Source organism: Tenacibaculum maritimum NCIMB 2154, assembly GCF_900119795.1.
In the GTDB taxonomy this organism is placed as follows: domain Bacteria; phylum Bacteroidota; class Bacteroidia; order Flavobacteriales; family Flavobacteriaceae; genus Polaribacter; species Polaribacter maritimus.
This window is the reverse complement of record NZ_LT634361.1, coordinates 1,818,969-1,836,769: the sequence shown is the minus strand read 5'-3', so window position 1 is coordinate 1,836,769 and position 17,801 is coordinate 1,818,969. Positions and strand designations below refer to the sequence as shown.

Genomic DNA, 17,801 nt, shown 5'->3' with positions numbered 1-17,801 from the left:
TCAGTAATTGATAAAATAGCATCTTTTTAATATAAAACTAACCCAAAAATATGATAGATATAAAAGGACTTCATAAGTCTTATCCAATAGGCAAAGATTCTTTACATGTTTTAAAAGGAATTGATTTACACATTAAAGAAGGAGAATTTGTTTCTATTATGGGATCTTCTGGATCAGGAAAGTCAACATTGTTAAATATTGTTGGATTATTGGATTCTCATGATGAAGGAGCGTATTATTTAAATGGGGAATTGATAGAGAACTTAAATGAAAAAAAAGCGGCAATTCTTAGAAATAAATTTTTAGGTTTTATTTTTCAATCCTTTAATTTGATTTCATACAAGACAGCATTAGAAAATGTAGCATTGCCACTATATTATAAAGGAGTTCCAAGAAAGGAACGTGCCCAAATAGCATTGGATTACTTGGAGAAAGTGGGGCTAAAAGATTGGGCAAATCATTTACCTAATGAATTGTCAGGAGGACAAAAACAAAGAGTTGCAATAGCTCGTGCCTTAGCTACTAAGCCTAAAGTAGTTTTAGCAGATGAACCAACAGGAGCTTTAGATTCTACCACTACAAATTCAGTAATGGATTTGCTAAAAGAAATCAATGATGAAGGAATGACTGTTTTTGTAATTACACATGAAGAAGAGGTAGCAGAGCAAACAAAAAGAATAGTTCGATTAAAAGATGGTGTAATTATTAGTGATGAGTTAACAGGAGTTACATCAAAAGCCGTTTAATTATGTTTGATTTAGATCGTTGGAGAGAAATATTTCAAAGTATTAGTAAAAATAAGTTGCGTTCAGCCTTATCAGGATTTACGGTAGCTTTTGCTATTTTATTGTTTACACTTTTATTTGGTATAGGAAATGGCTTGCAAAATACATTTAAAAATGAGTTTGCAAAAGATGCTATTAATTCTATTTATATATGGCCCAATAGAACAACAAAGCCTTATAAAGGAAAACAAAGTGGAAGAAAAATTCAATTTAAAAATGAAGATTTTGAATTTTTAAAGGAAAGATATGCAGATCAAATTCAAATGATAAGCCCACGAATACAAAGAAATGTTCAAGTAGTGTATAAAGAAGAGCAAGATACTTACACCTTAAGAGGAGTATATCCTAAATATGATTTATTAGAGTCTGCTCAAATTACAGAAGGTCGCTTTTTAAACTTAAGAGATGTCAAACAAAAATCAAAAATTGTTGTGATTGGAAGAATGGTAGAAAAGGATTTATTTGGTCAATTAAGTGCTTATGGAAAAGAATTGAATATTGGAGGAATTGTTTATAGAGTAATTGGTGTTTTTTCAGATCCAGGAGGAGATAGTGACGAGAGGTTTATTTATACTCCATTTACAACAATGCAGCAGATTTATGGAAATAATGATCATATAGACGAATTTGGTATGACTTATAACCCTGAACTGAGTATTGATGAAGCAATAGCATTTAGTAATAAAATGCGAAAAGAATTAAAAGAAAAACATGATATAGCACCCAATGATCAAAGAGGAATTAGGGTAAGGAATTACGCTTCTGATAATAAGGAGGTTTCTGGAATGATCGTTGGCTTAAGTATTCTTATTTTAATCATAGGAATGGGAACATTAATTGCTGGAGTAGTAGGTATTAGCAATATTATGGTATATGTGGTTAAAGAACGGACTAAAGAATTAGGAATAAGAAAGGCAGTAGGAGCAACTCCTAAGGTGATTGTTTCTATGATTTTGCTAGAGTCAGTATTTATAACAGCGTTATCTGGGTATGTTGGATTAATGATAGGTGTAGGAATTTTGGAGCTGATAGGCCCAAGTTTGGAAGACTATTTTATTTTAAATCCAGGAGTTTCAACACCAGTAGTGGTGGGAGCCACAATAACTTTAATTATTGCCGGTATTATTGCAGGGTATTTACCAGCTAAAAGAGCAGCAAGTATCAAACCTATTGTAGCATTAAGAGCAGATTAGTATGAAATTTTTATTTGACAAAGACACTTGGCAGGAGATTTACGGTAGTATTCGTAAAAATAAAACAAGAACGGCAATTACCATTTTTGGAGCGTTTTGGGGGATATTGCTATTAGTAGGATTATTAGGAGCTGCTAAAGGGATAGAAAATGGTTTTAATAGTATGTTTGGAGATTTTGCTACAAACAGCGTTTTTATGACGGGAACAAGAACGTCGAAGGCATTTAAAGGATTCCAAGAAGGGAGGAAAATAAACTTGACGATAGGTGATGTTGAAAAAATTCGCAAAGAAGTAGAAGGGGTCGAGTTTGTAGTTCCTCGAAATGTAACTGGAAATCAAGTTATACATGGATTGAAATCAGGTAATTTTACCATTTTTGGAGACTATCCGTTTCTAGATAAGGTTCAAAAGAAAAAGTTAACTTCAGGGCGTTTTATTAATGAAAGTGATATCAAAGAAAATAAAAAAGTATGTGTAATAAGTAGCGAAGTTTACAAACAGTTATACGATAAAGAAGAAGAAGCATTAGGAACTTATATTAAAATTAATAATATAAACTATTTAGTTGTAGGGGTATATAAGCCAGGTAGGTTTGAAGGAGCTAATAATATACACATTCCGTTTAGCACTTTTAAGTTAGTATATAATACAGGTGATAAATTTGAATGGATGGTCATTACAGGGAATCCAAATAATGATATCGTACAATTGGAGTCTGATATAAAGCTTTTACTTAAGAATTTACACAAGATCCATCCAGAAGATAATAGAGCTTTTAGAGGGTTTAATTTGGGTAAAGAAGTAGCAAAGGTAACAGGGTTTTTAAAAGGGATGCAATTTTTAACTTGGTTTGTAGGAATTGCAACACTAATAGCAGGGGTTTTTGCAATAGGAAATATTTTATTAATAACCGTAAAAGAGCGTACAAAAGAAATAGGTATTCGTAGAGCTTTGGGGGCAACGCCAGGAAAGATAAAGCAGCAAATAATATTAGAGTCTGTATTTTTAACCTTATTAGCAGGGTCTTTAGGAATTATAGCAGGAGGAGGAGTGTTAATGATTATTGATAAATTAAACTTATTGACGAATCCTACCGTAAATATTCCAATAGTTTTAATAGCTTATGCTGTGTTAGTTACATTAGGAACATTAATAGGATTTATTCCTGCCTATATGGCAACAGTAGTACAACCTATTGAAGCATTAAGAGAAGAATAAAAGCACATCAATTAACAAGAATAAATAAAAACAAATGAAAAAAATAATCATTTTTGGTGGAATAGCATTGGCACTAATCGCAGTATTAATTTGGTTTGGTAAAAAAAATAGTGCCTCTCCTGTTGAATATGAAACAGAAAGGGCTTTTAAAACAACTATAGTAAAAAAGAGCGTGGCAACGGGAAAGGTAGTACCTTTAGAAGAAGTAGAAATTAAGCCTCAAATAACAGGTATTGTAGATAAAATTGTTGTAGAAGAAGGTGCTATCGTAAAAGCAGGAGATTTGATAGCCACGGTAAGGGTAGTTCCTAATGTAGCTTCTTTAAATAGAGCCAATGGAAGCGTGAAAAATGCTAGATTGACATTTGATAATGCAAAAACTCAATTTGATAGAAACAAGAAGCTATTTGAAAGCGGGGTTATATCTCGTCAAGCATTTGAAAATTCAGAGTTAAGCTATAACAATGCTAAACAAGCTTTACGAAACGCTCAGTCCGATATGGATATTATTAGAAAAGGAACAACAGCAGGTTTAGGGAGTGCAGCTAATACGAGTATAAGAGCTACAACTTCAGGAATGGTGGTTGAAATCCCAGTTAAAAAAGGGTACCAAGTAACGCAAACAAATGATTTCAATGCTGGTACAACAATAGCTCGTATAGCAGATATGACGAAAATGATTTTTGAAGGTAAGGTAGACGAATCAGAGGTAGGTAAGTTAGTAAAGGGAACGAATATAGAAGTTGCTTTAGGAGCTATAGAAAATAAAAAGTTCCCAGCAGTATTAAATTTTATAGCCCCTAAGGGAACCGAAGAAGCTGGAGCTGTTCAGTTTAAAATAAAGGCAGATGTGTCTTTAGATGATAAGTATTTTATAAGAGCTGGATACAGTGCTAATGCTGAGATCGTATTGGCTAAAAAAGATAGCGTTTTATCTATAAAAGAAGCTTTATTGCAGTTTGATAGAAAAACAGAAGATCCTTATGTAGAAGTTAAGATTGGTGATCAAAAGTTTGAAAGAAAAGATTTGAAATTAGGACTTTCTGATGGGGTTAATGTAGAAATTTTAGAAGGTGTTACAGAAGAAGATGATATAAAAATCTGGAATAAAGTAACGGATAGTGATAGAAAATAAAAAATAAGCAAATATATTTTAAGAGAAGAGAGTACTGATTGTAGTAGCTCTCTTTTTTTGCTAAAATAAATACGTTTTTTACAGTATATGTGTATTTATAACATACTTGAGTTCTCTGAAAATTGAAAAGCCATCTTAGCCTCTCTAATTTGTTTTGTATCAATTATAATTCCTTTTTCGGGATAAATTAGAGAGGCTAAAAATAGCTTTTAAATGTATTTGTGATTTAGAGGATTAAGAAAACATTTTAGCTACTTTTTCAGCTTTTCTTGTTTCATTATAATCGTAAAACCCTTCTCCAGATTTGATACCTAATTTTCCAGCCATTACCATATTTACTAATAAAGGACATGGGGCATATTTAGGGTTTTTGAATCCATCATATAAAACATTTAATATAGATAAACATACGTCTAACCCAATAAAATCAGCTAATTGTAGGGGCCCCATAGGGTGAGCCATTCCTAGTTTCATCACAGTGTCTATTTCAGTAACACCAGCAACTCCATTATATAAAGTTTCAACAGCTTCGTTAATCATTGGCATTAAGATTCTGTTAGCAACAAAACCTGGATAATCATTTACTTCTACAGGAGTTTTATTAATTTTTTTAGAAAGCTCAACGATAAGTTCCATGACCTCATCAGAGGTATTGTAACCGCGAATTATTTCTACTAATTTCATGATAGGAACAGGGTTCATAAAATGCATTCCTATTACTTTTTCAGGCCTGTTTGTTGCTGCTGCAATTTGAGTAATGGAAATAGAAGAAGTATTAGTAGCTAAAATAGTTTCTTTAGGACATATCTCATCAAGAGTTTTAAATATTTTAAGTTTTAAATCTACGTTCTCAGTAGCAGCTTCTACCACTAAATTAGCAGTTTTTGTTCCAGCTTCAATAGATGTATATGTAGTGATGTTTTTTAGAGTACTGCTTTTATCCTCTTCAGATATTTTTCCTTTTCCAACCATTCTATCTAGGTTTTTAGTAATGGTTGCCATTCCTTTGTCTAAGGCAGTTTGAGAAATATCTATCAGTTGTACGTTATACCCAAATTGAGCGAAAGTATGAGCAATCCCATTTCCCATGGTTCCTGCCCCAATTACAGCGATGTTATTCATAAGTTACTATTTTTTAGTGGGTTTAATTAAAAAGAATCTATAATCATTTGAGCTATGCGAAGAGCTTCTGTACCCTGTTTTAGAGAAACAACGGGAGTTCGATCATTGTTGATGGCATCAGCAAATGACTCTAATTCTTCTAAAATAGCGTTATTAGGAGTTACATTAGGATTGTCAAAATAAATTTGTTTCTTAATACCTTCTGCATTTTGTAAAATCATGGCGAACTCATCAGGATTTTCAGGAACATCTTTCATACGAACTACCTCTGCTTTTTTCTCTAAAAAATCAACAGATATATAAGCATCTCGTTGAAAAAAACGTGATTTTCGCATATTTTTCATTGATATCCTACTTGCTGTTAAGTTTGCAACACAACCGTTCTCAAACTCAATTCTAGCATTGGCTATATCGGGAGTTTCAGAAATGACAGAAATTCCGCTAGCATGCACATTTTTAACTTTAGAATCAACTACGCTTAGTATAATGTCAATATCGTGAATCATTAAATCTAAAACAACAGGAACATCAGTTCCTCTTGGGTTAAATTCAGCCAATCGATGTGACTCAATAAACATAGGCGTATTAATCATTTCTTTAGCGGCAATGAAAGCAGGATTGAATCGTTCAACATGTCCAATTTGACCTCGTACATGCTTTTGACTCGCTAAAGTCCTAATAGCTTCTGCTTCTAATAAGGTATTCGTAATCGGTTTTTCTATAAAAATGTGTTTTCCTTTTTCTATGGCTTGTTTGGCACATTCAAAATGAGACAATGTAGGTGTAACGATATCTACTACATCTACGGAATCAATGAGTTCATCAATAGAAGTAAAGTATTTATAACCAAATTCTTTAGCTATTTTTTTAGCATTTTCAGTAAAAGGATCATAAAACCCTACTAACTCATATTTGTCGGATTGTTGTAAAAGGCGCAAGTGAATTTTACCTAAATGACCCGCACCTAAAACTCCAGCTTTTAGCATATACTGTATTTTTTTTAAGATTAAAAACTGATTTTCAAGAAAGAAAATAACAGCGCTAACAAAGATACACTTTTATAGGAATTTCGTTGTAAATATTATTATTTTAGGCACTTGAAATAACAAATATTAGTGAGAGATACTACCAAACACCAAGGACTTAGAAATCAATTAGCAACCGTATTAAAAGCAAAAGGAATTATAGATGAAAATGTATTAAATGCAGTACGAAAAATCCCTAGACATTTATTTATAGATAGTAGTTTTGAATCTCATGCTTATCAAGATAAGGCTTTTCCAATAGCAGCAGAGCAAACTATTTCGCATCCATACACTGTGGCTTTTCAGTCACAAGTATTAGAAGTAAAACCAAGCGAAAAAGTATTAGAAATAGGAACAGGTTCAGGATATCAAACCGCTGTTCTACTAGAATTGAAGGCTGATGTTTATTCTATAGAAAGGCAACTGGAGTTATTTAAAAAAACATCTTTATTCTTGCCTAAAATAGGATATAGAGCCAAGCGGTTAATTTTTGGAGATGGCTATAAAGGTTTGCCAGAAGAAGCTCCGTTTGATAAAATTATTGTAACAGCAGGGGCACCTTATGTACCCAAGGCTTTATTAGCACAATTAAAAGTAGGGGGAAGGTTACTAATTCCTGTTGGCGATAAAGTGCAAATGATGACGTTATTTATAAGAAAATCCCCTAAAGAGTTTGAAAAACACGAATTAGGTGATTTCAAATTTGTACCGATGCTGCAAGAAAAAAATTAACAATAAAATCCGCTACAAAAGCGGATTCATTGTGAATTTGAAGAAGACCATCTATTATCTATCTTATAGCAACAGAAGTTTCAGTATCTTGAAAGTTTAATAGATGGTCTTGTTTAATTTGTTTAGTGTTTGGAGTATTTGCAGCTAGACCACAAGGGCTTGTACTACCGCAAGAAGAAAACCCAATCATACTAACAACGCAAATTACAATAAATACTATATTTTTCATTTCTTAATGTTTTAAAGCCCTAAATGTACATATTTTTAATTAACTCGCTAGACTTTTTTTCTTTATCAATAACGTTAAAGTTAATCATTTTATTTTGAATGAGGCTAATTAAATCTTCAGATATAGGTTTTCCTTCGTCCCATTCAGTGATAGATAACCATTCTTGAATATCCTCTAATTGCTGTTCATATCGTTCAGCAAGTACCTGATCTATATTAGGAATTTGCTTAAAGTCTTTTGTAGTATCGTTGATGGTTTTTAGAACTTTTTTGACCTCCTCAGGGCTATTTTCTAAAACTTCATTTCTTACAGCAATTACAAAGCAAGGCCAAGGGGTAGGGCAATCTCCTAATCTTCTAAAGATACCGCTATCTACTAATGGCTTAGTTGTAAAATGTTCCCACATAAAATAATCTGCCTCTCCTTTTGTAAGGGCATCAATACCACCTTGCAAGTTTCCAACGACCTTAAAATTTAGCTTGTTAACATCCCAACCATGATTATGAGCATTTACAATGGCCATTAAATGAGAGCCAGATCCAAATCTGCTAATGGCTACGGTTGCATGTTCTAAATCTTGTATTTTTCTAAAAGAAGCTTTAGAGGATACGTGAATCCCCCAAATTAAAGGGCTTTTAACAAAGGTTTGCGTTATTTTAGAAGGGTTACCATTAATTATATCTTTAATAATACCTTCTGTTAGTACAATAGCGATATCTATCTCACCCCCTCGTAATGCTTTACACATGGCTCCAGTGCCTCCTGGAAAATCTTTCCAACGAAGATTGATATCGTTTTTTGTATATTCTTTATTTTTTAAGGTTAGATACCAAGGGTAATTAAAATGCTCTGGTACACCACCTACTTTTAAATGAATCATAGGTTTAATTTACTGTAAAAGTATATTCTTGATGATTAGTATTTTGTTGTGTATTAAAAGTTAAGGGGATATTATATGTTTTTTTTGGACAATCTACATATTCTTTATAGTTCATACTTATAGGGTAAAAAGATCCTACATTTATTTTATAAATACCTTTTTCTTTCAAAATCAGTCCTGCTTTGCAATATAGTGAATTTGAATCTTTTTTATATTCCAATCCGAGGTTGATATTTCCATCATAGGTTTGAACAGTTCCAAATGTACTTACTGTATGTGTTCCAAAGTTAATATCGCTAAAAGTATCAAAGTCATTTTTTAATTGTGTACGGATGTAAGGAAAAATACTACTATTAGCATTAATTTCTATATTATGAACAGCTCCATTAATATCTTTTAATGTATTAGGTATTTCTAAAGAAAGCCAAATTGTATCGTTTTGAGATAAGTTGGTATTAGATGTTACTTTAATAGCGATACTTTCAGTAGTTACAATTGCTGTTTGATTGTCGCAAAAAGGTTCTTGAGGGCAACTTGTAGCAAATGAAATTAGAGCTATCGAACATAAAAGGAAATAAGTATGTATTTTTTTCATACGATTTATTCCGCTAATTTATCAAGTGTATATTTAATCAAATCGGCAACTGTTTTACTTGGATTTTCACTAAAAGTACCGTTAGCTCTGTTGGCTATGATAGCATTCATAGAGGCAGCGTTGTGACCTAATAATTTTGCTAACCCATAAATAGCAGAAGTTTCCATTTCTAGGTTGGTTATTTTAGTGTTTTCAAAAACAAAACTATCTATTTTATGATTAAGATTAGGATTTTCAAGATCCAATCTTAATATGCGCCCTTGAGGTCCATAAAATCCACCAGCTGTAGCTGTCATACCTTTTTGAACTTTATCAGAAGATAATTTTGCCTCTAAAAAAGGGCTATTAGAAATAATAATAGGGCGTGCTTTCTTTTCACTCCAGTTCGTATGTGTTATAAAAGCATCTTCTATTTTAGGATGCGATATTTCATCTATTTGGTAAAAGTGAAGCATGCCATTAATATCAAGACCAAAAGAGCTTAATAAAAAGCTATCAACAGGCAAATCTGCTTGTAAAGATCCAGAAGTACCTATTCGAGTAATATTTAACTGTGTATGCTTGACTTTTACTTGTCGGGTATTTAAATCAATATTTACTAGAGCATCTAGTTCATTCAAAACAATATCTATATTATCAGGGCCTATTCCTGTAGAAATAACAGTAAGTCTCTTTCCTTTATAAGTTCCTGTTGTAGTTTTAAATTCGCGTTTTTGAGTAGTAAATTCAATAGTATCAAAATGTTTGGTAACTTTATCTACTCGATATTGATCTCCTACAAAGATAATATCCGTGGCAATATTTTCTGGTTTTAAATTCAGATGGTAGATGCTACCATCGGGGTTTAATATTAATTCAGAATTTTTAATATTCATTGTATGATTTGATTTTAGTAGCTAATTAAGGGTACGATCCGAAAAGGAAAGTAAAAGCTACATTTTTTCCCCCGCCAAGGTACAAAAAAATAAGAAGGTAGGTAATGTATAATTGTCTTGTTCTTTTTGTGTAAAAAAGTTTTAAAAACCTAGATATTTATCGGTTTCTAGGTTTTTGAAGAATAAATAATCGAATTTATTTATTTGGAGAATTCTATAGTACGTCCATTTAAGAGTTGTATAGGTCTATAGTTATGATCAGGAAGAGATTGATGCATTTTTTCAATTTGCATTTTTGAAACAGTTATAGGAGCTTTAAAAACGATCCAGTTTACTCCCTCCGTGCAAGGAGGAGTTGTTAGCGAACCTATATAATAGTAATAAGCGGTTTTTTTAGGAAGAATATTAGAAAGGTTGAATGATTTTCCTACCTCTTTGGATTCATTTTTTTTAAGAGGTAAGTAGCTTTCTAAAAAATCAAAAGGTAAACTTCCTTTCCCTTCCTGTGCCATAACAGCAAATACCAATAATTTTTTATCGGTACTTTCATGTACTAAATGGATGGCAATAGGAAATCGTACGCCATTAATAGTATGTTCTGAAGGCTCATGAAAATGAATTTGTTTTAAATAATAATGAGTTCCTCTAAAAGTATGATAATCTCCTTTCTCAAAGTTAAATTGTACAGAGTGTCCATTATTGATTACATCGTGAATTGCTATTTCTTTATTATAAGAATCGAATTGTAATTTATCTGAAATACTTTCTTTGGTATCTACACTAATGATATCAATAGGAGATTGGTTTTTTCCATTGCAATCAGGATAGTTTTTTTTCCAATTTTTAGAGGGGGTATTACCGTCATACCCCCAGTCGTGACTATTTGTATCCGTAGGAATGGCTTGTTTATGATTTGTATTGGCCTTTTTATCGTATTTGCAAGATGTAGCGAATACGAAAATAAAAATGATTAAGATTGGTTTTATTTTCATAATTAATAGTTATGATAGCGAGCTTTTGGGGCTTTTAAGTTTACATGTAAAATAAAGGTTCAGTGGTAAAAAAAATGCCAGAAATAAATAATTTCTGACATTTTTAAATGCTAACCTCCGACGCGTTTTACGTTAAAACCTTTATCTTTTAGTAATTGCATTATTTGATCTCTATAATCTCCTTGAATAATAATTTTATCCTCTTTAAAACTACCTCCAACACTAAACTTAGTTTTTATTTCTTTAGCTAGTTTTTTAAAATCACTAGTAGCTCCATGATACCCATCAATAATGGTAATAGGTTTCCCTTTTCGCTTTTCGTATTTACAAAGAAGTGGTGCTTCTTGTAACCAAATATCAGATTTTTCTTCAGGAGCTTCTTCTTGAAATTGATGATCAGGAAATAAGTTTTTCAGTTGATCTTTAAAATCCATTAGAATTATTTTTTTAAACCTAATTCACGTAAACGTTCATCTAGAAACTCACCAGCTGTAATATTTTCAAATTGCTTAGGATTATTTTCATCAATGCAATTCTCCAAAACATCTAATTTCATATCAGACACAGGGTGCATGAAAAAAGGTATTGAATAGCGCGAAGTTCCCCATAGTTCTTTAGGAGGGTTTGTTACTCTATGTATGGTTGATTTTAACTTATTATTACTATGGCGAGATAGCATATCTCCAACATTAATCATTAGTTCATCAGGTTCAGCAACAGCATCAATCCATTCTCCTTCATGGTTTTGTACCTGCAATCCTTTTCCTTGCGCTCCCATCAAAAGCGTAATTAAATTAATGTCTCCATGTGCAGCAGCTCTCTCAGCTCCTTTAGGTTCAGTTTCAATGGGAGGGTAATGGATAGGACGTAAAATACTATTTCCATTTTTGATGTAATTATCAAAATAAGTTTCCTCCAACCCTAAATGTAAAGCTAAAGAGCGCAATACATATTTTGCTGTTTTTTCTAACATTTGGTAAGTTCTTTTACCAACTTCATTAAATTTAGGTAACTCTTCTACTTCAACATTAGCAGGATATTCATTTGCATATTTTGAATCTGCATCTACATATTGCCCAAAGTGCCAGAACTCTTTTAAATCGCCTTCTTTTTTTCCTTTAGCGCTTTCTTTTCCAAAAGAAACATAACCGCGCTGTCCACCTATACCTGGTATTTCATATTTTTCTTTTACGTCAACAGGCAAGTCAAAAAAGTTTTTAATTTCTTTGTACAAACTATCAACCAATTCATTGTCTAAAAAGTGTCCTTTTAGAGCAACAAATCCTATATTTTCATAAGCATGACCAATTTCGTTGATGAATTTTTGTTTGCGTGCTTTATCGTCTGATAAAAAGTCAGCTAAATTTACACTTGGTATTTTTTTCATTGTTAATAACTTTAGTTAAAGAGGCTGTAAAGGTATTAAAAACAAGAGGATTTTATAAAATTACTTATTAACAAAAGGAATTAAGTAAGAAATAGTATAGTGAAAGCCAAAGCCTGTATTGCTTTCAAAAATTCTATTAAATCCAGGTGCATATAAGGATTTAAAGTTCGTAGGGTTGTTTACACTAGCCATTACTTTAAAAGAGCCACTAAAACTTACAAACAAATTTTTAAAAGTTTCTACTTTTATACCTAGTTGAAATTCAGCCCAATGAGCTGTAAGCTTTGAAGTTGCTCTTGGAGTGCTTATGTTGACAGAAGGAAAATAAGTGTTTCCTACATTAGGGGTATAATTGTTTAATGTTTGATCGAAAACACTGAGTCCATATCGGAGCCCGACATAAATTTCATTATTCATGTCTAGCCAATTTTTATAAGCATTATAATTAGCTCCTATTTTGACATAACTTCCTTTTGAAGTAAAATTAAAAAAATCTTCGGAGGTAGTTTCCTTTTCATACCCAACTTCCGAAGCAATATACCACGATTTAGAAATTCGATAATCACCTACAACCTCAAGTCCTCTATAGCTTTTATCAAAAACGCCAATGAAAGGTTTGCTGATATCAATACCAATACGCAATCCGTACCCAGTTTTGTATTGGATGGTGTCTTTTTGTTGTTTGGAGCTTAACTGTTGTTGGGAATAACTATTTACAAAAGCAAATAGTAAACAAAAATTAATGATATACTTTAACATGTGCAGCTGATTGATGGTTTATAGTAGTTAAGGTTTCTGGTGTAAAGGATTGAATCCATGTGTTTGTTGTTGAATTATTGGTAATGGCAACATTATTAAAAATAACCCTAAAGCCACAAGAACGAGAAACAAATTCCTCTTCTGTATTGTAAGTTATGGTGAACTGATTGCTTAAAAGTGTTCCTTTTGAAAGGTTATAGATGGTATTGTTACTTAAGGTATTTAAAGGAATAGCAATCGAATCGGTATTTTGATTTATAATGATACTATCTTTTTCTTTTGCCCACACATATAAAGAATCTACCTTTTTTAATGCAGTAGGATTTTCGGCATCATAAAATCTTAATATCAAATTAGGAGTAACAGGGTTTTTTGTACAAAAATCGTCTTTTTCACAAGAAACGATAAAAAATGTTGAGAGCAACAAGACTAATAAGCTAACTTTTTTCATGGATAGTGAATTTTTCAATTCTTAAAAGTAATTAATGGTATAGTCAGCAAATTACGACAAAAATATTCAAGTTTTATGCTAAAAAACAGCTAATATACTGAAATACTAAGCAAGCGAAAGTTACTTATTATAATAAAGCTGCTTTCTCCTTCCTTATTAAATGAAATGTCAAATTTGTCGTCTATGATTTTTATCATATTCTAAAGAGTTTATTTTGAGGTTCTTTGTAGAGAGAAATCTCAAATATAAAGCTCTTATGAAAATTACAAAGATTATTACAGTAGTACTTATGCTGATATGTGTGAATATGTATGGGCAGTTAGAAATTGATGCAGAGTTAAGGCCTCGTGTAGAGTATAGGCATGGATATAAAACGCTTTTTTCAGACAGCGATAACGCAGCGATGTTCGTATCACAAAGAACTCGATTAAAAACAATGTACAAAAAGGAAAAGCTAATTTTTTATGTTAGTCTCCAAGACGTAAGGGTTTGGGGAGATACACCTCAATTAAATGCAAAAGATAAAAATGGTTTAGGCCTACATCAGGTTTGGGCAGAGTTATTATTACATAAAAACTTTTCTTTAAAGTTAGGGCGTCAGGAAATAGACTATGATGATAGTAGAATATTTGGAAACGTAAATTGGTTGCAACAAGCAAGAAGTCATGATTTGGCATTATTTAAATATGAAAAAGAGAGATTTAAGTTTGATTTAGGATTAGGGTTTAATCAAGATGAAGAAAAGGTAGTAGGAACTAACTTAAAAACAAATACTTATAAAGCAATCCAATATGCTTGGTTGCATAAGGATTGGAATGGGTTTTCGGGAAGTCTTTTATTCTTAAATAATGGATTACAGTCTCCAAATGGATTAAAATATAGTCAAACTGTAGGAGCTCATTTGAATATAGATAGTAATTATTTTGATATTGCTACTAACTTGTATTACCAATTAGGAAAAGATGTGCTTGATAGAAAATTGAATGCTTATTTGTTAGGATTAGAAGCGAGCTATAGAGTAGGGGTTAAAGGAAAAATAGGATTAGGTGCAGAATTGCAAAGTGGAAATAATTCAAATACTTCAGTAGAAAACAATAATGCATTTACTCCTTTTTATGGAACGAATCATAAGTTTAATGGATTGATGGATTATTTTTATGTAGGAAACCATATAAATAATGTGGGATTATTGGATGTTTATTTGAAAGGTAATTTTAAGCTGTGTAACCAATCATCTTTGGCGATAGCCGTACATAATTTTTCAGCAGCTGAAAAGTTGAGCGATGATACAGCCAAACAATTAGGAACTGAAATTGATTTGATTTATGATTATAAGTTTACTAAAGATGTAGTAGTAAAAGTTGGCTATTCGCAAATGCTTGCGGCTAAAGGAATGGAGATTTTAAAAGGAAGCTCATATGATAACGTCAACAATTGGGTATGGGCAATGGTAACTGTTAAACCAAGACTATTTTCAACAAAATAAATTCTTTGAGTTATGGATGTGCTTATGAAAAGAACAGTAGCAGATTATGTTACGGAGAATATAAAAACAGCACATATTTTTAATAAATATGGAATACACTTTTGTTGCAAAGGAGAAGTAACTATTCAAGAAGTTTGTTCAGAACGAAATATAAATGTTATGGACTTAGAAAAAGAGCTACTAACAGTTGATCGAGTAAGTGACCTCATAGAGGATTATAATAAATGGGAACTAAATTTTTTAATGATTTATTTAAAAAATGTACACCATGTATGTCTTAGAGAAAACTTACACTTATTATCTCAAGCTATTGCAGAAATATTGGAGACACCCCAGCCTTTTCATAGGGAATTAAAAGCCATTGGAAAACAATTTGAATTGATGAAAATAAGGCTAAGTAAGATTATAGGTGAAGAAGAAGAGGGTGTTATTTCCTTTGATAAAGGAGTTGGTAGCATTGAAAAAAGAAAAACACCTGTTTTATGATAAAAATCTGTTAAGAAAGAAGCAGAAACTTTTAAAAAAAAATAGATATGTCCGGATAGTTATTGCTTTTGAGGCGATAACAAAATGGTGTAAAGAACATGAAGCAGTAAAGGTTTGTAAGAAATTAAGTGCACTATGTTTGAAATTGCAAGACATGGAATATGATTTGTACGAACACATTCATTTGAAAAACAATATTTTATATAAAAAAGTGCGTAGCTTACAAGAGGAAATACTTTTTGAGTTACATTATTAATATAAACAATACAAAGTTGAATTTTAATCGCGAAATATTACCTAATAAAAAATCTAGGTGGAGACGAATTGCAATTATTTTAATAGGAACACTTACTGGATTGGTTTTTTTTATGGCAAAAGAAGCTTCTTTGGTTTCTTATATGTCAGATGATCCATTGGCTTGTGTAAACTGCCATGTGATGACGCCTATGTACAATAGTTGGATGCATAGCTCTCATAGAGAGAGAGCTTCTTGTAATGATTGTCATGTTCCGCATGATAATGTATTCAACAAATATTTTTTTAAAGCAAAAGATGGACTATTTCATGCATCCGTATTTACAGCAAGAGCTGAACCAGAAGTGATGTTTATGAGAGCAGCTTCACAAGAAGTAGTACAAGATAATTGTATTAGATGTCATTTGCAGCAGGTTACCCAAACTAAATATGACGGATGGATAGAGAATCATAGAAAAAATAGAACAGCACGAAAGTGTTGGTCTTGTCATCAAGAATTGCCTCATGGAACAGTTCATGGTATTTCAACAATTAAAAATAATATTGCACCTATTCCTACAGATCCATTAGAAACAGTGGTTCCTAATTGGTTATATCAACAAATAAAAGACAAAAACTAATAGTATGAAAAATAAAGTATTATTTATAATAACGGTAATTGTAGTGTTTCTATTAGGCTTACTAGCTTCAAGTATTGTAAATAGAAAAAATGAAGCGAGGTACAAATATGTTCCTCAAGCAGAAATAGCGGAAAATGAACCAAGAAATGAAGAATGGGGGAAGAACTTCCCAGCAGAATATCAATCTTTTTTACAGACAGAGAAGAGTGATTTTGCATCTTTTCAAGGGGGGGCTAAAATGCGAGATATGTTAGAGGAAGATACGCGTTTGGTAGTACTTTGGGCAGGGTATGGTTTTTCTAAGGATTATAATCAAGGAAGAGGGCATCAATATGCTGTAAAGGATATTTATAATACGTTAAGAACAGGAGGTCCTATAGGAAAAGGAGATGGTCCAATGCCTGCTACTTGTTGGACCTGTAAGAGTCCGGATGTGCCAAGATTGATGAATGAAATAGGAATTGAAGCATTTTATAAAGGAAAGTGGGCAGATAAAGGAGAAGAAATTGTAAACCCTATCGGTTGTGCTGATTGTCATGATGCTGAAACTATGAAATTAACAATAACACGTCCTGCTTTGGTGGAAGCATTTGAAGCAATGGGAAAAGATATCAATAAGGCTACGCATCAAGAAATGCGTTCTTTGGTATGTGCGCAATGTCATGTTGAATATTATTTTGATAAGAAAAAACCAGGTAAAGAAGGGATTCCTTATTTAACATTTCCATGGAAAGAAGGAATGTCAGTAGAAGCTATGGAAAAATACTATGATGATATGGAGTTTAAAGATTGGACGCATAAGTTAAGTAAAGCTCCTATGTTAAAAGCTCAGCATCCAGGCTACGAAACTTATTTAACAGGAGTACACGCTGATAGAGGAGTTTCTTGTGCCGATTGTCATATGCCTTATAAAAGTGAAGGAGGGCAAAAATTTACAGACCATCATATTCAATCACCAATGAATAATGTAGCCAATTCATGTCAAGTTTGCCATAGAGAAGAGGCAGATAAGTTAAAAGCGAATGTATATGAACGTCAGCAAAAATCAACGGAAAGTAGATTGAAATTGGAGGATGCTTTGGTAAGAATGCATATAGAAGCTAAAAAATGTTGGGATTTAGGAGCTACGGAAAAACAAATGCAGGCTATTTTACAAGACATTCGTCATGCACAATGGCGTTGGGATTACGCTGCTGCTTCTCATGGAGCTTCTTTTCATTCGCCTGTGGAAATAGGGAGAGTTATTAGTGGAGGGCTTGATATTGCCACAGAAGGTCGTGTAAAGTTAGCTCGTTTATTGGCCGAATTAGGACATAATAAGCCTGTTATTGTTCCTAATATTTTAACAAAAGAAAAAGCTCAGGAATATATAGGATTGGATATCGAAAAATTAAAAGCAGAAAAGGAGATTTTTAAAAAGAATTTATTACCCAAATGGTTAGAAACAGCTAAAAACCGAGAGGCCAATTACGATAGCAAAGAGGTTTCGATAAAGTAACGAAGCCATGTATTTAAAATAGCTCATTTATAGAAATTGAAAAGATAATTTTTAATGTCAACGGCTTTGAAAATTAT

20 protein-coding genes are annotated in these 17,801 nt (G+C 32.2%); 9 read left to right on the top strand and 11 right to left on the bottom strand.

Annotated features, from left to right (window positions below; all coding sequences use genetic code 11):
* Positions 1-50: 50 nt before the first annotated feature.
* Genes MARIT_RS08255 through MARIT_RS08240 form a run of 4 tightly spaced genes read left to right on the top strand, consistent with a single transcriptional unit; the run spans position 51 to position 4,332 of the window.
* Positions 51-746: an ABC transporter ATP-binding protein gene (locus MARIT_RS08255; RefSeq protein ID WP_024740542.1), complete on the top strand. Its 696-nt coding sequence runs from the start codon at positions 51-53 to the stop codon at positions 744-746.
* 2 nt (positions 747-748) lie between these two features.
* Entirely contained in the window at positions 749-1,978 is a 1,230-nt protein-coding gene (locus MARIT_RS08250) for an ABC transporter permease (RefSeq protein ID WP_100211264.1), read from the top strand.
* Position 1,979: 1 nt separating this feature from the next.
* Entirely contained in the window at positions 1,980-3,197 is a 1,218-nt protein-coding gene (locus MARIT_RS08245) for an ABC transporter permease (RefSeq protein WP_100211263.1), read from the top strand.
* A gap of 34 nt (positions 3,198-3,231) precedes the next feature.
* Positions 3,232-4,332 (top strand): efflux RND transporter periplasmic adaptor subunit, encoded by a 1,101-nt coding sequence (locus MARIT_RS08240; RefSeq protein WP_038025349.1) that lies wholly within the window; start codon positions 3,232-3,234, stop codon positions 4,330-4,332.
* Between the two features lie 234 nt (positions 4,333-4,566).
* Here the strand turns inward: MARIT_RS08240 and MARIT_RS08235 are convergent, their stop codons facing one another.
* Entirely contained in the window at positions 4,567-5,454 is an 888-nt protein-coding gene (locus tag MARIT_RS08235) for a 3-hydroxybutyryl-CoA dehydrogenase (protein WP_024740539.1), read from the bottom strand.
* A 26-nt stretch (positions 5,455-5,480) separates the two neighbouring features.
* Entirely contained in the window at positions 5,481-6,440 is a 960-nt protein-coding gene (locus MARIT_RS08230) for a Gfo/Idh/MocA family protein (protein ID WP_024740538.1), read from the bottom strand.
* A 129-nt stretch (positions 6,441-6,569) separates the two neighbouring features.
* Between MARIT_RS08230 and MARIT_RS08225 the strand changes: the two genes are divergently transcribed.
* Positions 6,570-7,211 (top strand): protein-L-isoaspartate(D-aspartate) O-methyltransferase, encoded by a 642-nt coding sequence (locus MARIT_RS08225; protein WP_024740537.1) that lies wholly within the window; start codon positions 6,570-6,572, stop codon positions 7,209-7,211.
* A 58-nt stretch (positions 7,212-7,269) separates the two neighbouring features.
* Here the strand turns inward: MARIT_RS08225 and MARIT_RS15485 are convergent, their stop codons facing one another.
* The 9 genes from MARIT_RS15485 to MARIT_RS08185 form a co-directional block, all read right to left on the bottom strand.
* On the bottom strand, positions 7,270-7,440 hold the full coding sequence (locus MARIT_RS15485) for a hypothetical protein (protein WP_157926230.1): 171 nt from the start codon (positions 7,438-7,440) through the stop codon (positions 7,270-7,272).
* A gap of 19 nt (positions 7,441-7,459) precedes the next feature.
* Positions 7,460-8,320 (bottom strand): substrate-binding domain-containing protein, encoded by an 861-nt coding sequence (locus MARIT_RS08220; protein ID WP_100211262.1) that lies wholly within the window; start codon positions 8,318-8,320, stop codon positions 7,460-7,462.
* Between the two features lie 4 nt (positions 8,321-8,324).
* A complete protein-coding gene (locus MARIT_RS08215; protein WP_100211261.1) occupies positions 8,325-8,915 on the bottom strand; it encodes a hypothetical protein in 591 nt (196 codons plus the stop codon).
* Between the two features lie 5 nt (positions 8,916-8,920).
* Positions 8,921-9,790, bottom strand: coding sequence for a nucleoside phosphorylase (locus MARIT_RS08210; protein WP_100211260.1), 870 nt, complete (start codon positions 9,788-9,790; stop codon positions 8,921-8,923).
* Between the two features lie 200 nt (positions 9,791-9,990).
* Positions 9,991-10,782, bottom strand: a complete 792-nt coding sequence (locus MARIT_RS08205) for a carbonic anhydrase (protein ID WP_100211259.1) — start codon at positions 10,780-10,782, stop codon at positions 9,991-9,993.
* Between the two features lie 110 nt (positions 10,783-10,892).
* Complete coding sequence (locus tag MARIT_RS08200) at positions 10,893-11,216, bottom strand: translation initiation factor (protein ID WP_100211258.1); 324 nt, start codon at positions 11,214-11,216, stop codon at positions 10,893-10,895.
* Between the two features lie 5 nt (positions 11,217-11,221).
* On the bottom strand, positions 11,222-12,169 hold the full coding sequence (locus MARIT_RS08195) for an isopenicillin N synthase family dioxygenase (protein WP_100211257.1): 948 nt from the start codon (positions 12,167-12,169) through the stop codon (positions 11,222-11,224).
* Positions 12,170-12,229: 60 nt separating this feature from the next.
* A complete protein-coding gene (locus MARIT_RS08190) occupies positions 12,230-12,928 on the bottom strand; it encodes a DUF6048 family protein (protein WP_100211256.1) in 699 nt (232 codons plus the stop codon).
* On the bottom strand, positions 12,909-13,379 hold the full coding sequence (locus MARIT_RS08185; RefSeq protein WP_100211255.1) for a DUF6452 family protein: 471 nt from the start codon (positions 13,377-13,379) through the stop codon (positions 12,909-12,911). The genes MARIT_RS08190 and MARIT_RS08185 overlap by 20 nt, the downstream gene beginning before the upstream one ends.
* A gap of 256 nt (positions 13,380-13,635) precedes the next feature.
* Here MARIT_RS08185 and MARIT_RS08180 point away from each other — a divergent pair, with 256 nt between their 5' ends.
* From MARIT_RS08180 to nrfA, 4 genes are all read left to right on the top strand, one after another.
* Positions 13,636-14,865, top strand: coding sequence for an alginate export family protein (locus MARIT_RS08180; RefSeq protein WP_100211254.1), 1,230 nt, complete (start codon positions 13,636-13,638; stop codon positions 14,863-14,865).
* 24 nt (positions 14,866-14,889) lie between these two features.
* Entirely contained in the window at positions 14,890-15,351 is a 462-nt protein-coding gene (locus tag MARIT_RS08175) for a DUF542 domain-containing protein (protein WP_157926229.1), read from the top strand.
* A gap of 272 nt (positions 15,352-15,623) precedes the next feature.
* Positions 15,624-16,226 (top strand): cytochrome c nitrite reductase small subunit, encoded by a 603-nt coding sequence (gene nrfH / locus MARIT_RS08165; protein ID WP_100211251.1) that lies wholly within the window; start codon positions 15,624-15,626, stop codon positions 16,224-16,226.
* Between the two features lie 4 nt (positions 16,227-16,230).
* On the top strand, positions 16,231-17,724 hold the full coding sequence (gene nrfA, locus MARIT_RS08160) for an ammonia-forming cytochrome c nitrite reductase (RefSeq protein ID WP_100211250.1): 1,494 nt from the start codon (positions 16,231-16,233) through the stop codon (positions 17,722-17,724).
* The last annotated feature ends 77 nt before the right edge of the window (positions 17,725-17,801 follow it).

Bases quoted from the DNA above. Each gene is read 5' to 3' on its own strand.
- MARIT_RS08255 (WP_024740542.1), top strand. From the start codon at position 51: ATGATAGATATAAAAGGACTTCATAAGTCTTATCCAATAGGCAAAGAT.
- MARIT_RS08250 (WP_100211264.1), top strand. From the start codon at position 749: ATGTTTGATTTAGATCGTTGGAGAGAAATATTTCAAAGTATTAGTAAA.
- MARIT_RS08245 (WP_100211263.1), top strand. From the start codon at position 1,980: ATGAAATTTTTATTTGACAAAGACACTTGGCAGGAGATTTACGGTAGT.
- MARIT_RS08240 (WP_038025349.1), top strand. From the start codon at position 3,232: ATGAAAAAAATAATCATTTTTGGTGGAATAGCATTGGCACTAATCGCA.
- MARIT_RS08235 (WP_024740539.1), bottom strand. From the start codon at position 5,454: ATGAATAACATCGCTGTAATTGGGGCAGGAACCATGGGAAATGGGATT.
- MARIT_RS08230 (WP_024740538.1), bottom strand. From the start codon at position 6,440: ATGCTAAAAGCTGGAGTTTTAGGTGCGGGTCATTTAGGTAAAATTCAC.
- MARIT_RS15485 (WP_157926230.1), bottom strand. From the start codon at position 7,440: ATGAAAAATATAGTATTTATTGTAATTTGCGTTGTTAGTATGATTGGG.
- MARIT_RS08220 (WP_100211262.1), bottom strand. From the start codon at position 8,320: ATGATTCATTTAAAAGTAGGTGGTGTACCAGAGCATTTTAATTACCCT.
- MARIT_RS08215 (WP_100211261.1), bottom strand. From the start codon at position 8,915: ATGAAAAAAATACATACTTATTTCCTTTTATGTTCGATAGCTCTAATT.
- MARIT_RS08210 (WP_100211260.1), bottom strand. From the start codon at position 9,790: ATGAATATTAAAAATTCTGAATTAATATTAAACCCCGATGGTAGCATC.
- MARIT_RS08205 (WP_100211259.1), bottom strand. From the start codon at position 10,782: ATGAAAATAAAACCAATCTTAATCATTTTTATTTTCGTATTCGCTACA.
- MARIT_RS08200 (WP_100211258.1), bottom strand. From the start codon at position 11,216: ATGGATTTTAAAGATCAACTGAAAAACTTATTTCCTGATCATCAATTT.
- MARIT_RS08195 (WP_100211257.1), bottom strand. From the start codon at position 12,169: ATGAAAAAAATACCAAGTGTAAATTTAGCTGACTTTTTATCAGACGAT.
- MARIT_RS08190 (WP_100211256.1), bottom strand. From the start codon at position 12,928: ATGTTAAAGTATATCATTAATTTTTGTTTACTATTTGCTTTTGTAAAT.
- MARIT_RS08185 (WP_100211255.1), bottom strand. From the start codon at position 13,379: ATGAAAAAAGTTAGCTTATTAGTCTTGTTGCTCTCAACATTTTTTATC.
- MARIT_RS08180 (WP_100211254.1), top strand. From the start codon at position 13,636: ATGAAAATTACAAAGATTATTACAGTAGTACTTATGCTGATATGTGTG.
- MARIT_RS08175 (WP_157926229.1), top strand. From the start codon at position 14,890: ATGAAAAGAACAGTAGCAGATTATGTTACGGAGAATATAAAAACAGCA.
- nrfA (WP_100211250.1), top strand. From the start codon at position 16,231: ATGAAAAATAAAGTATTATTTATAATAACGGTAATTGTAGTGTTTCTA.